General features: G+C 59.2%; 10 protein-coding genes. 7 read left to right on the top strand and 3 right to left on the bottom strand.

Going from position 1 to position 14,038, the window contains the following annotated elements:
• Positions 1-76 precede the first annotated feature (76 nt).
• On the top strand, positions 77-970 hold the full coding sequence (locus tag C437_RS07750; RefSeq protein WP_049919684.1) for a hypothetical protein: 894 nt from the start codon (positions 77-79) through the stop codon (positions 968-970).
• 219 nt (positions 971-1,189) lie between these two features.
• On the opposite strand, the gene C437_RS21220 is transcribed toward C437_RS07750, so the two are convergent.
• The gene (locus tag C437_RS21220; protein ID WP_079992074.1) at positions 1,190-1,495 is read right to left on the bottom strand and encodes a GmrSD restriction endonuclease domain-containing protein; all 306 of its coding nucleotides are present in this window, start codon (positions 1,493-1,495) and stop codon (positions 1,190-1,192) included.
• Between the two features lie 106 nt (positions 1,496-1,601).
• On the opposite strand from C437_RS21220, the gene C437_RS07745 reads away from it, so the two are divergent.
• From C437_RS07745 to C437_RS07730, 4 genes are all read left to right on the top strand, one after another.
• Positions 1,602-2,291 (top strand): hypothetical protein, encoded by a 690-nt coding sequence (locus tag C437_RS07745; protein ID WP_004516376.1) that lies wholly within the window; start codon positions 1,602-1,604, stop codon positions 2,289-2,291.
• A 39-nt stretch (positions 2,292-2,330) separates the two neighbouring features.
• A complete protein-coding gene (locus C437_RS07740; RefSeq protein WP_004516375.1) occupies positions 2,331-3,869 on the top strand; it encodes a HEPN domain-containing protein in 1,539 nt (512 codons plus the stop codon).
• Positions 3,870-4,136: 267 nt separating this feature from the next.
• Complete coding sequence (locus C437_RS07735; protein WP_004516374.1) at positions 4,137-7,193, top strand: PD-(D/E)XK nuclease family protein; 3,057 nt, start codon at positions 4,137-4,139, stop codon at positions 7,191-7,193.
• On the top strand, positions 7,186-10,821 hold the full coding sequence (locus C437_RS07730; protein WP_004516373.1) for a UvrD-helicase domain-containing protein: 3,636 nt from the start codon (positions 7,186-7,188) through the stop codon (positions 10,819-10,821). The genes C437_RS07735 and C437_RS07730 overlap by 8 nt, the downstream gene beginning before the upstream one ends.
• 58 nt (positions 10,822-10,879) lie before the next feature.
• On the opposite strand, the gene C437_RS07725 is transcribed toward C437_RS07730, so the two are convergent.
• Both C437_RS07725 and C437_RS07720 read right to left on the bottom strand, forming a co-directional pair.
• The gene (locus C437_RS07725; RefSeq protein WP_004516372.1) at positions 10,880-11,575 is read right to left on the bottom strand and encodes a nucleotidyltransferase domain-containing protein; all 696 of its coding nucleotides are present in this window, start codon (positions 11,573-11,575) and stop codon (positions 10,880-10,882) included.
• The gene (locus C437_RS07720) at positions 11,572-12,246 is read right to left on the bottom strand and encodes a helix-turn-helix domain-containing protein (protein WP_004516371.1); all 675 of its coding nucleotides are present in this window, start codon (positions 12,244-12,246) and stop codon (positions 11,572-11,574) included. Before C437_RS07720 ends, C437_RS07725 begins: the two co-directional genes overlap by 4 nt.
• A gap of 367 nt (positions 12,247-12,613) precedes the next feature.
• Between C437_RS07720 and C437_RS07715 the strand changes: the two genes are divergently transcribed.
• Together C437_RS07715 and C437_RS07710 are read left to right on the top strand one after the other, a co-directional pair.
• Positions 12,614-13,552 (top strand): ParA family protein, encoded by a 939-nt coding sequence (locus C437_RS07715; protein ID WP_074654952.1) that lies wholly within the window; start codon positions 12,614-12,616, stop codon positions 13,550-13,552.
• On the top strand, positions 13,545-13,946 hold the full coding sequence (locus C437_RS07710) for a hypothetical protein (RefSeq protein WP_004516369.1): 402 nt from the start codon (positions 13,545-13,547) through the stop codon (positions 13,944-13,946). Before C437_RS07715 ends, C437_RS07710 begins: the two co-directional genes overlap by 8 nt.
• Positions 13,947-14,038 lie beyond the last annotated feature (92 nt).

Below are 14,038 nucleotides of genomic sequence, written 5' to 3'. Positions count from 1 at the left end.
ATAAAAATGCGGAACAGCGCGGCGTCGAGAGCGACCAAGCAGAAGAATAACGAACCGGAGGAGATACTTTCGAGATATGACCTTCCCTGTAAACCCAACTGCGGACGATGTGTCTCCAGTGAATCTTTTGTTGGAGCTCCCCTCTCATGCTGCGCTCCACCGAGCGCTTGCCGCGGCCGACATCGAAAGCGAACTCGGCGACGATGACGATCCCGAGCAGTTCCTCGATGAACTCTCACAGGTCGAACTCCGCCAAGCGGCTGCCCAGGCGCGCTACGCGGCTCCACAAACGGTCCACTACTTCCGACTATCCGGGCTGACAAACATGTCTCCGTCCGAACTCGCCGACCTCACCGACTCCGGAGGATTCGGCGGGCAAGTTCGCGCGGTTGAGGAGCTGCACGACCGCGTGTACGTCGTGTGTAGCGTCCCGGAGGACGGAACGCAGGCACAGCTTTCCGTGTCGGAGGACGCGCGCGTCACGACTGTCGCCACCTTCAACCCAGGAACGAACCTTCTCGCGGTCCGGGCAGACGATAGTGATCTCGCTGCGGGAACCGTCCAGGCTCTCCGAGATCACCCTGACCTGTCCGAGTGGACTTCCGTCTCGTTCCGCGACGACGGGTTTCGGGGGCGGTTCGAGGACGCCGCCGTCGCTGCGTACGAACAGCTGTCTCTCTCAGTGACGTCCGTCGAGGCCGGAACAGAGCGTATCGACGTCACCGGCGAGGAACGGGGTGATTCGGGACGCGCGGACGTACGTGGAGACGAGGTAGTTGACGACCTGCTCTCCAGAAGTGACACGGAACGGCGTACTGCGCAGGTGCGACTCAGCCTCCGGACGGCCGATACGATTCCTCCGAATCCGACTGTCCGCATCGACTTCGACGAGAGCTCCGTTGAGTTCCGCCAATGGGTTCCGGAGCGGACGCTGATACAGCTTGACTGCGTGATTCAGGACGCTGAGTGAGCGGTGACGGGTTGCAGGAGTGGGTCACTCTCGGGGAGGGCGGGGTGGATCTGACAGGTCTCAGGAAATGGTGGTTGGTCAGGCTTACGTCGATTCCCTGGAGCGAGCAGATTTAGTTCGGACTCTCAGGAAACGATTGGGGTGAAGAGTCCCCCTGTACTCTCCGGAAGCAGCGCGGAGTGACCAGGGTGAAACTACGCACAAGCCCTGATTCGAGAGTTACCAAGAGAAGTCTCGCTGTTGCCCGTCAATTATGTCGTAAACGGTCCACTCCGACCCCATCATGTCCTGCTTTCCTCTTGCGTTGAGGACCAACGGCCCGGAGGAGTGGTAGACGTCTGAATTCCCGTTCGTGTCGTTGCTGTCAAAATCAGATGGCGCAGTAGTCACGATACGAGCGTTCGGAGAGCCGTAGCGCCGGCGATAGACGTAGTCGATGTCGTTCAAGAGATCCTCGACCTGCTGCGGTTCCCAAGCGTAGCTTCGCTGATAGAGTTGGACTTGTAATTTTGCGTCCGAGAAGATCTATGAGACTGTTTTTGACCCGCCTTCGGCATGTATGCAGGTCTTTTAAATGCCGACGAAATGAATTCCTGTACCGACGGAGGACCAACACCCCACCTACGAACGTATGCCCGCAGGTTTCTACGCCGCACTCGCTACTTCGGCAAGCGTCTTTATCGGGATTCTGACCGCCCTCTTAGTCAGTAACCTCTCGAATCTCAAGGCCGAACGCCACTGGATCAACCGCCGGCTTGAGGAGATCGACGCCAAGCTTCGCGGTCTCGATAGAGAACAGACCGATATCGAGGACAAGACGCACAATATTGACGAGCCTCGGTATGTCGAAAAACCCCGGTTCTCACCGGAACGGGAGTTCTATCGCGAGTCAGAAGAGTCACAGACGGCGAACGTTCAAGCCGACATCCAGAGCGCCAGACGGCATAATCGAAACCATCGCCGCTGGCTCCAGCTGCGGAGTCGACGGGAAGCACTCACCGACGAACGACAGCGACTCGTGAGCCGTTATGAAGCTCTTGACCCAGCGAATGTAACAGGAACTCTCAAAGCGAGTGTGATCGCGATTCTCTTGGCGGTCGTTGTGCCTTCACTCGCGTACCTCCTTCGTGTACTGGGACTAGCAACTGAGTTCGGATCAGCGAGAGTGCGCTTGATTGCTGTGTTCGCAGCGTGGGTGTGTGGTCTCAGCTACGTATTCCTACACCTCTATCGAGAAATTTCGGAGGTATCGGACGAGTCACCCAAGCGGTCAGTGGATGATGACACGACGGACGCGGCGGACGAGAATCAGCCGGTCTAACGGTGAACTAAGTGGAAGGATAGAGTGGTCCCTGATAGAATGCCACCTGAGTGGGGCGCTGATGTGCGCCCACTAATCAAAGATGGAGTCCAAGCCGTCATCGAGCAGCACTCCGACGTGGATGTCGATCCACCAACACGGACGTTCAATCAGCTGAGTACTGGCGGGTTTATGCAGAACACCGAGGAAGTCTCGGCTCCAGCTCCCGGTGATCTCTTCGACGACAGGGATCTCTTCGATACCCTCTATGCTGGTGAATTTGCAGAGGCGGCCCAAGTCATCTACGATCAGCTCTCGGATCCTCCCGACGACGATCAGTTATCCGAAGCCAACCGTGTCGAGTCTATCGAACGGGGACTGTTCGAGTTCGTCGGGGTCGTGTTGAACTACGCCGGCGAGTTTCAGTTCGACGAGGATGCCTTCACAGCTGCCTTCGAGGAGCAGTTCGAGCCCCGGTTCACCGATCGAGAATACTCCCGATTCCTGCTCGTTCTGAAGAACACCTCCATCGAGCCAGACATCAAGATCGACCTCGAAACGGAGATCCAAGGTAGCCCGGACTATCTGGGACCATACGCCGTTGACACCCTCCGGATTCGTCCCTTAGACCGCTTAGAGGAAGCTGGAATCGCGACGCACGAGGCCCCGGGGACGAGCGTCCTCGAGCCAGTCGAGACGCTCGATGCAGGCGGCCCGAACGCAGCACTAGAAATCGGTCTCCGACGCCGGCGGCCCTATCGAGAGATAGCTCGCGAAATCGATGACACCGAAATCAGCCCCTGGGAACGTCCCGACTTCGACGTCACACCGGCCGACGTCTATCCCTGGCAGCAGCTGACCGAGGTGATCGAGTATCTCGCGGCGAGCGTTCGTCGGTGTCTGCGGCTTCTCTGCCCGTTAGGAATTGTTGGATACGAGAAGGGCTACAACGTGGTTCCGGGCTGGGAAACGTACCACGGGATTTCGACACCGGTCACTTTCGAGCTCGAATTCGAGTGTCCAAGTTCGACGACAGGAACGCATATCGCTGAAGATCGTGCCCTGGAGATTCCTCGGCTGTGGAGGGATCATCGACATCGAATCGCCCCTGGGCATGACAAGTTTCAGAACCCGCTGGCCCGGTTCGAGCGAATGTTCAGCCGGGAGTCCCTCGAGGATCAATTAGTCGATTGTGTCGTTGGCTGCGAAACGACCGTGCTGAAAGGTGGCTCCCCTGGTGGGAATAGATATCGCCTCGGTGTTCGGACGGCAGTGCTTCTGGGTGAGCAGAACGCTCGCAATTGGTCGTCAAAGCGGATAGGAGAGTTCTTCAGAACACTGTATGACTACCGTAACAAGGTCGTACACGAGGATACAACACTCCCAGACGAACCGAGCGATGGTGAGTGGATTACAGTCGAGGACGAGGAATTCCTTGCTAGCACGTTCCTCATCCGTGCTCGCGAACTCTATGCGGATCTCATCTTGGAGTACCTTGATTTAATTGTACCTCAGGATGCGTCCATCGAGGATGTCAACGAACAGATTGACAACCGGACACTTGAGAACTGCACAGAGATTCGCGAACAGCTGTTCTAAATTCGTCCATGCCCGATTGGAACAGCATGTATTTCAGCGGGCTGTTGACATATTTGGTGTTGCTGAGTATTTCTCGCTAATTCGGTTTTCTCGCCAAAAGTGAAGTGAGGCGGACCTCTTGTTGAGTAGTATTCGATGAATAATACGCTTCTAACTGGTTCCAGACATTCACGTTTGGAACAAGCTGCCTTTGAACGGGCGGACAAGGTGGCTGATGACCTTCTTGGTTCAATCCTCTACATAACGCGGAACGACGCTCGCCGGAGTATGGTCGAGGACCGCTGGGCCGCTTCGCACGAACCTCTCCGTCTTCGTGCCGAGACGCTCGATGCGGTCGTTCGTGACTGGTACGAGGACCTCCAGGGCCCGGTTCAACCCCTCTCCGGGCAGTTGAATCGCCGACTGGCGGAGTACGCGCTTGACAGAACGACAGCCGAAACAGATGGCGCACTCGCCGGCGAACCGGCCTCTGCCGCCCTCGCTGATTCGTTCAGTAGTCGCTTCTCACTCTTCGACGACGCCGGCGTCGGTACCGCTGACGCGCTCGTAGCGGAGTTCGAGGGCTCCGCTCTCGATGACCGTATCGCGACAGCCACTGTCGACGCGTACCGACACTACCGGAATCTCCACGCTGACTACGTCGACGAGTGGGTCTGTACCCGGGGAGAAATGTTCGACGCCGTGGCGACGGCGGAGCAGTCACTATCGGCGCTCTCCACGGAACTGGATGTCGTCGTCCTCTCCGGGTATCACGAGTTCCGCCCCGTCGAACGCCGCCTCATCGAACGCCTCGCCGACGAACTTCCGTTGATCGCACTACTGCCGCTCCATCAGGATGGCCGGAGCGGAGTCGACGCCGTTGCGGAGGACGCCTTGGAGGTCTACGACGCACTTGACTTTGAAACAGTGGAACTCGAGCCCGTCGACGAGTCAGGGCGGGCTTTCGGAACGATCACCGAGTCGCTCTACCGCCCGGATCCCCACACCGTCCCTGCTCCAGACGCGCTCCGGTGGCGTGAACTCCCGACGCCCGAGCGCGAGATTCGCTTCGTCGCTCGCGAGCTCCGGACTGAGTTGGCCAATGGTCGCGATCCCGACGACCTGGCTGTCGTCGTCCCCGGGACCGAGGCCCATTCGGGGTACGTCGAGGACACGTTCGATACGTTCGACATCCCGCACGTCACGACCGCCGCCTCACAGCTGAACCGGACGTTCGCCGGGAGCGTCGTCCACGACCTCCTGAACCTCGCCGAACCGGATCCACGCGCAGAGGACCTCACGTCGCTACTGGCGAATCCGCTGGTCGATATCGTCGATAGCGACCAGGCCAACGCCATTACGGCAGCTGCCCGCCGGCGCGACACGGTTTCGGTGTCACCGCTCCTCAACGATGTCGACGATGAGGCAGAGGTGCTGATCCAGGATCTGCTAGCTACACTCGAGACGCTCCGAACGGGGAACGTTGAAGACGCAATCGAGACGCTCCGCCGGCTGTTGGACGCCAAGTTCGATCTGGAAACGGCGACGGAAGACTACGCTAGCGGTGCCGAGCAAGCCGTCGAACAGCGAGCCTACGACCTCGTAGACGAGGTCCTCTCCTCGTTCGAGTCGCTGGCGGCGGTCAATAGCGATCTCTCCCCGTTGGCACTGTTCACCCGTGCGTTCGATGGTGTTCCGATCCGGGTTCCGCAGCGCGCTGCTGGCGGTCACGTCGAAGTGATGGGGTTGCTCGACGCCCGGATGCGCTCGTTCGAGAAGGTGTTCCTCGTGGGACTGACGAGCGAGCACTTCCCGGTGACGCCGGAACGCCCGGCCTTCTTCGAGGAGATGACCGACGCCCATCCGCGGTTCGACACTGGCGACGAGCGCCTCCGGGGGCGCTATCTCTTCGCGACGCTGCTCGCGAACGTTGACGAACTCACGATCACCACCCCAGAGACGGGCGACGACGAATCCGCCGTCGTCCGGTCGCCGGTCCTCGACGAACTCCAGCGCGTGACTGGCATCGACCCCGAAGACGGCGTCGACGATCGCGTGGGCTCTCGCGAAGACCTCCAGCGGCACGTCGCTGCAACGGCCGACCGGCGTGCGGCAGTCAGCCGCGCCGGCGACCGAGGTGATCTCTCCCCCGAGCAGACCAAGCGCACGGACCGGGGACTCCACTGTGCGGCCAACAGGGGAACGGCTGGCCTCTCCGACCACGACGGCGTGTTGGATCCCGAGACAGTCGATGAGGTATACCCTCCGTCGGAGCGGGAACCCTACAGCGCGAGTCGCATCGAGCGATACGTCGAGTGTGGGTTCAAGTTCTACGCTGACGAAGTACTCAGAATCGAGGATCCGGATGACGTCGAGGTCGTCCCTACGCCGCTCGAAACCGGATCGTACGTCCACGATGTCCTCGAACGGTTCTTCGCCGATCTACAGGACGAGGCCGAAGACGGTGTTGACCTCACCGCGTTTGACCGGGACGAATTGGCCGCCCATCTCCGCGAGATTGCCGTCGATGAACTTCGAGACGCTGACTTCGAGTACGACGGCCTGTTCTATGAGCAGTGGAAGGCGGAGATGTTCGCGGGCCTGGGTGAGGGCGAGAGCGCTCCGTACGAGGCCGGGAGCAAACCTCACGACGCGCCGGAACAGGGGCTGTTCGCTACCTTCCTCGACAACGAGCTCTCGCGGGACGGCGCCGGCCGCCCACACCTGTTCGAAGCCCCGTTCGGCGAGGGGCTTCCCGACTCGGATGCTGGGCCGTTCACAGTTGAGCGACCGGACGGCTCGACTGTCTCGATTCGGGGATACATCGACCGCGTTGACGTGAGTCGGGATGGCGAACAACCGACGCTCACGCTCTACGACTACAAGACTGGTCGAGCACCGTATATGACGAAGACGACCGGCGGCACGAAGTTCCAGCTCCCCATCTATCTGCTCGCTGCGGCCAACGTCGTCGACGGGGATCTGTTCGAGCAGGGAACGCTTTCAGCGACGTACTATCAGGTGCGACCCCCCAACGACCTCAAGGTTCCACGCGGGGTCGAGTCGAAGTTCGATTCAGAGGTCGAACTTCGCCGCTTCCTGAACGATATCGTTCCGGAGTGGTTGGGCCAGATCGACGAGGCAATCGGCAACGGACGGTTCCATACGACGCTCCTGTCCGCCCGCGGTGCGAACTGCCGGTACTGTGACTACCGGCGGGCGTGCGATGTCCGCCATCACCGCAAGCGGGAGTTCGTCGACGAGGTCCACGAGGATGATGCTGCGTACGTTCCGCTCCGTGTTCGCGACGACGAGGACATTGAGGCGGTGATGAGCGATGACTGAGGAATCCGAGGAGATTCAGCTCACTGAGGAACAGGAGGACGCGCTCATCCAGGGCCGGAACGTCGCGATCACTGCCGGCGCCGGGACAGGGAAGACGACGACGCTCACCGAGCGGTACGTGACGATACTGGCCGAGAATCCATCGCTCACGCCGGAGAATATCGTCACGATTACCTTCACGCGAAAGGCTGCTGCCGAACTGACCGAGCGCGTTCGCGAAGAGGTCTACGACCGACTCGAGGCCGCTGACTCGCCGGCGGCGTATCAGCGCTGGCGAAACGTCCTCGACGATCTGGAGGACGGCTACGTCCACACTATTCACGCGTTCTGTACCCGGCTCTTGCGAGAACGGGCTGTCGAGGCTCCGGTCCCGCTCGGCTTCGACGTGCTCGACGAAGACGGCGCTGCGACACTCCAACGCGAAGCCGTGACGGAGTTCCTCGAACGCAACCAGGACGATGACGACGTGAAGCTCCTTGCTCAGCTCTGGGGCCGTGACCAGTTGGTCGATGTACTCACTGGATTACTCGATGAGCGCCCTCAGAGCGAGTCTGTCCTTGAGGCGTGGCGTTATGCGGAGGTCGACGACTACGTCGATATCTGCTGGGAGGTCGTTTGTGATCTCGACGCTGCCGACGCTCGACAGACGCTGTATGCGGACGGACTCCTTGACCAGCTACGCACGGTTGCGGGCCGTGTCGACCGCGAGGCCGCTATCGCCGACGAGGACGGCCTTCGGTCCTACCGGGCCTTCTCCGAGGTCGCGACGACACTCCCTGACGACCCCCAGGAAAGCGATCCCCGCGACTGTCAGCGCGCAATCCTCGAGCTGTACGAGGCCTGTGAGAAGAAGAACGGCGGCCTGTACAGCAGTTCGGGATACGTTGTCGGTGACCGGGACGACTGGGGTGAGTACGGAGATGTCTATGACGACCTGAAGGACGCCATCGACGCGACCATCGCGGCCGTCGAACCGCACGAAGACGCCGTTGAGACGACGCCCGGGGAACTGGAAGCGAATAGTGCTCACTACGCGCTCGCTCTGCTTCGGGTCTTCGACGACGTCCTCGCAGCCTACACAGCCGAGAAGGATCGCCGCGATACGCTCGACTTTCCCGACGTGATCGAGACGACCCTCGAATTCCTGCGAGCCAACGACGCGGTCACGGAGCGGCTTCGAGAGCAGTATGCGGCCGTGATGGTCGACGAGTTCCAGGACACGGACCCGCGCCAGTGGGAGTTAGTCAAGCTCCTCACGGGCGTCGACGAGCAGACGGCGTCGAACGTCTTCCTGGTCGGCGACGAGAAACAGAGCATCTACGGATTCCGTGGCGCCGACGTGACGACGTTCGGGGCGGCGAGAGCAGAACTTCAGGCCGTCAACGAGGCCCGTGGGGTTGACCACGTTCCCGGCAGCGATGCCGAGAGTCCGACCACGCTCGAACTCTCCGGAAACTTCCGGACGCTGGACGAGCCGTTATCGTTCCTTAACGAACTCTTCGACCACCTGTTCAAGCCGGAAGGTGACGACCACCTCCCCTTTGAAGCGCCACCACAGGACCTGACCACTGAGCGCGACCAGGTAGAGGACATCGAGGGACTGACCGGGAGCGTCGAGTATCTCGCTGTGCCCGACGACGCCGATACGGCAGCGGAGCTCTTTGGGGACGACCATCCGGTTGCCGAAGGTGCGCTTGATCACACAATCGAGGCCGAGGCCCAAGCGCTCGCTGCTCGACTGACCCACCTGTTCGACGATCCGCCGCAAGTCCAAGACCCCGATACAGGTGTCCATCGCGATGCTACGCCGGACGACACGGCAATCCTCCTCCGGCGCCGAACCCATCTAGATCGGTATCAGCGTGCTCTCGAGGAGTACGACATCCCCTACACTGTCGTCGGTGGCGTCGGGTTCTACGATACGCCTGAGGTCCAGGCGCTCACGAACCTGCTTCGGGTACTCGGTGATCCACAGGACGATGTCTCCCTCTACGGGGTGCTTCGGTCGCCGCTGTTCGGATTCGCGGATGATCGCCTTGCACCGGCTGTCGCAGAGGCTGATTCAGTATGGGATGCCCTCGCCGAGACGGACGATCCTCAACTCGCGGACGCATTCGACCTTCTCACAACGTGGCGGACCCTCAGCGGTTGTGCGACGCCGTCCGAGGATGGCGTCCTCCCGTGGAACCGCCTGCTGTCCCGTGTGATCGACGACACCGGGTATCTGGCGAGTGTGAGTGCTGACGAACGCGGTCGACAGGCCGTCGCGAACGTCGAGAAGTTCCGTGATCAGGTCCGCACCTGGAGTGAGAACGGCGTTCACACCGCTGCCGGGTTGCTCCACCGGATCGACCGCCAAGCCGAAATCGACCCCCGCGAGGGGGAGGCCGATATTCCTGGTGACGCTGAGGGCGTTCGGATCATGACGATCCACTCCGCGAAAGGACTCGAGTTCCCGATCGTCACCGTTCCTGATCTCGGAAGCGATCTCAACTTTGGGCGGTCGGTCGACGACCATGGATACGTTCGGCTCGTAGACGGGACTGATGACGCGCCACCGCTGCCGGCGGTTGGTGGGCCGAATCTGAATGATGCGTTCTCGATTGAGAAGACGGCAGTCCACGAGTACGCCAACCGACAGTCGTTGCCCCAGGAGCGAGCGGAGTCGAAGCGACTTCTCTACGTTGCATGTACGCGGACTCGAGATCATCTACTGCTCTGCGGAACCCACAAGATCGACGTCGACGAATCCGGCACTATCCAGCTTGACGAGCCAGCGGCCTTTGACGAGGCCGATCGGTGGCGAGACTGGCTTCAGCCGGCACTCCTCGATGGCACTCTCCTCACCCGAGCAATTCGGGAGGAGCGAGCCCTTGGAGAGATCGGAGAAGCCAGCTATACGATTCAGAGTCCGCCGCGTCCGGTCGCCTGGAATACTGACGACGATGCTGTGGATTCGGCACCGGAGATCTCGATTCCTGAACCGCCATCGTTGGCACCGGCAAAACGGATCGCAGCCACGACGCTCGTTAATGCGGTGGCGGATGCATCTTCGGACGGGCACAGTTACTCTCAGCGTGAAGAGTCGGTCGGGTTGAGTCCAACGACGTTTGGAACGGTGGTCCACCGGATCAACGAACTCCGTCCCTCGAGAGACGAGTGGACAGCCCTGATTCGACGTCTGAGTCGGATGAATGGTGAGGAACCGACGGAATCAGACCTCCACGATGCTGTTGAGCACGCCGCTGATGCGGTGGAATTTGTGAATCAGGTCGAGGCGAATGCCCAGCTCCAAGCGGTCTACGATGAATACTCTGTTGTCGCCCGAATTGATGGGTCTCGGATTGTCGGTGATATCGACCGGCTGCTCGTTACGCCAGAGGCCTACCACATTATTGACTACAAGACAAACGACCTTTCATCGACGACATCGACTGAACTCGCAGAGCACTATCGACCCCAGATGCTTGCGTATGCCCTCGCACTTCTACAACACGACCAGAGTCGGGACGTACGAGCGTCACTTCGGTTTACTGACGCTGGCGTAGAAGAGCGGTTTAATTGGGGCCTGGATCAGATAGCGGATATTCAATCGGAACTTCGCCCGATGATGGACTTAGTGGAGTGATCATCCGACTATTCGACAATCAAGTGTTCGCAGAATAGTCTATAGCCACTACTAACGCTCAATCCAATCTATTCACCTGTTCTCTCAGATACTCCTGAAGGGCGTCGACCGTTTGTTCTGAAACAGCTGAGGCCCCGAAGTCGCTCCGAAATCCGTGCTTGAGTTCGTCGCTCTCCAAGATTTCCAGTCCACGCTCAAGCTGCTTCCGTAACGCATCGTCGTCCCCTCGCCGTAGGTGGGGCGTGACAGCGTCAAGGTCGATCTCTTCTGCCACTGCCAGGACGTCCCGAAGGTCTGTTTCACGGCCGCTGTGGAGTTTTGCCGCGACGAGGACTGCCCCATCGATAACTCTGGCAGTCGTCGTCACCGTCCCCCCACTCACCTCCTGCTGGTGGCTGTGGTCGTATAGGTAGTCGAACGACCACTGTGCCTCTGTTTGGCGACACCCGAGTCCGTTCACCAGAAGATCGAAGCCGATCGGCTGTTGCGGCGTGAGCCGCTTTTCGTACTCGATCACTTCGGTGTCGTAGAACCATTCCTTGGCGTGGCTGTCTGTTTCCTCGAAGCCCTGTTGTTGCAGGAATTCGACGAATTCAGCCTTGGAGTCAGGTGCGACGACGATGTCGAGGTCCGTGGAGAAGCGTGCGTTGAACGCGGAGACAGCGTAGCCGCCGACAAGGACGAACTCGTGCCCCGATTGCGTGAGTTCCTCGAGCAGTTCGATGAGTGCGTCACTCCGGTTGTTGAAGCTCATGTCTGTGCCCGTTCCGTCTCACGATATGCGACGCCGAGGTCGAGGTCTTCGTACATCCGGTCGAGCATCGCCAGCCCCGACTGGAACTGGGCGTAGTTCTCGCGCATGTACTCGATCGTCTCAGCTCTCGGGATCACCGGGTACCCTTCGACGTGATTGACGTCGAGTGACGGGCGTGGCTCAAGGACGATCTGTAGCGATCCATCCAGTCCGTCTCGGGGCTGTCGTTCGAATGCGGTGGGGAGGTCGAACGCCTCGAAAAACGTCTCCCAGGCGTCGACGTCTTGCTCGCGGACGGCTAGGAAAAGCGGATAGTCATCGGGGTCACGACCGACTTGATAGCCACCCTGGGTCCATACGTAGACGGCGTCAATCCGCGTAAACGCGTACGGTCGGTCACCGAACTGTGGGATGACGTATGCCTCCTCAATCGAAGGCGGACTGACGCCGGCGCTGGCAGTCACGAGATCGCGTGCGGCGTCTCTCACGCGCTCGTCGACGACGGAGAGGCCATCATCATAACTGATGTAGCCTGCGTCTTCGAGACGGTTCACAGCCTGTCTCACCGTCTCGTACGGCGTGTGAAGGTGTTGTGCGACACGGCGGATAGAGTCACCACTCTCGATAGCGAGGATGACCTGCGCCGCCGTGTCATCGAGCACCTCGTACATTTGGTAGTTACCACTATTCCGGGAACAGTAAAAAGTCTTACTAGAGGTCTGGGTGAGTCTCTCCAGCCACGGGGCATTTCTCCGATAAATTTGAAATGGTGACTTCCGTAGCGACGGATCACTTCTCCTGATAGTCGTGTTCCTCGTTTGTTGTGGGCCTGTTTGAGTGGTCGTCCAGTCAACTGAGCGCTATCGAGTCTGAGCTTCGGTCGATGTTAGAACTCTTCCTGATCCTACGTTCTCTTCTTCTATCCACTCTATTTAGGAATAGATTACTATTCTAAAATAGCCTTATCGGGAAGGATAGAATACTATTCAAACTATTCACCACAGAGTTAAGTCGTGAGGGATGATACTGTTGAATAGTATGAGTGGCTCAGATAGCAAGAATAGTATAGATAGCACAAATAGCCCAAATAGCCCATATAGCTCGGTACAGACTGACGGGAACTCTCGCGCTGTGTCGGTGTGTATGCTGAAGGGGGGCGTTGGTAAATCAACGATCGCAGTCAACCTCGCTCGACAGCTGGCCGCTCAAGATCACGATGTTCTTCTTATTGATCTTGATCCGAACGGTCACGCATCCGTCGGATTAGGCTATGACGATGAATACCACAACACCGAGGAAACCATTGGTGATGTCTTCTTCGACGATGCTGACCCAACCTCTGTCGTCTATGATACCGGCTACGAGTTCGACATTCTCCCCTCCAGCGAGGATCTCGAGCAGGTTGAGCGGGAGATCGTGGTTGGCGACGTCTTCCAGCCCTCTGCGCTGCTCAAGCGGGAGGTCGTCGACCCACTTCTCGAGGACACCTACGATTACATCGTCACGGATTCGCCGGCGTACCGATCCCGACTCACGGACAACGCACTAGTTGCGACGGCAAATTTGGTTCTTCCCCTTGCACCTGGAAACGAGGCGATGGCTGGCCTTGAGCGAACTATTGAGCGTCAAATTTCCCCACTTCGTCAGCATATGGACGTGGACGTGCTGGCGTTGGTCCCGAATATGCTGAGCGGTCGTATCGACCAGCAGACTCAGGATCGACAGCTCCTCGAACGATTGAATTCCCACGATAGCCTTCAGGACCGTATTCCGAATTTCGCGCGGATCACAGACTGGGAGGCCGTTGACGCCGGCGACCTCAAACCCTCACCGGGCATTCGGGACCGTACCAGCATCACGAAGGCCTACGGGGAGCGCAAGCCGTTACTCGACTATGATCCCGACTGTGACCAGTTAACGTGTTTCGACGAGCTGGCGCACATCGTCGAGGCCGGGGAGGTGGTCCGCCATGGCTGATGATGATCCGTTTGCCGACCTCGGAGAGACGCTTGAAGATGAACCGGACGACGAACCACAGGATACGGATGAGGTGTCCGAACCGGAGACGACGAAGGAGACCTCGACTCAGGACTCAGTCGAGCCGCGTGACCCGATAACCGATACTGCGTTCAGCTACGAGGCTGCCAAACAGCGCCCCTTCTATGCCCGTGAGGCTACGATCGAGGACTTCGATTCTTGGCTGAAGTACGAATTGGAGCGCGAGCTCAATCAGCAGGGCTACCAGAATATCGTCGTTCGGGAGATGACGGACGCGCTCCTCCGAACTGTCGTGGAGGAAGACCTCGTCGACGAAGTGGCCGAACGGTTCGGACAAGCCCGCGAATCTGCTTCTTCAGAATCAGATGAATAGTGTGCTATTCTAAAATAGAATACTATTCTACAATACTCAACAACAGTCCCAGAAGCCCTGAATCTCCCGCTCGTAGGCTGGGCTCAGCCGAG

This window comes from Haloarcula vallismortis ATCC 29715, from assembly GCF_000337775.1.
Taxonomy (GTDB): domain Archaea; phylum Halobacteriota; class Halobacteria; order Halobacteriales; family Haloarculaceae; genus Haloarcula; species Haloarcula vallismortis.
Note: the sequence above shows the minus strand (reverse complement) of the source record. Positions and strands in the feature narration are given on the sequence as shown.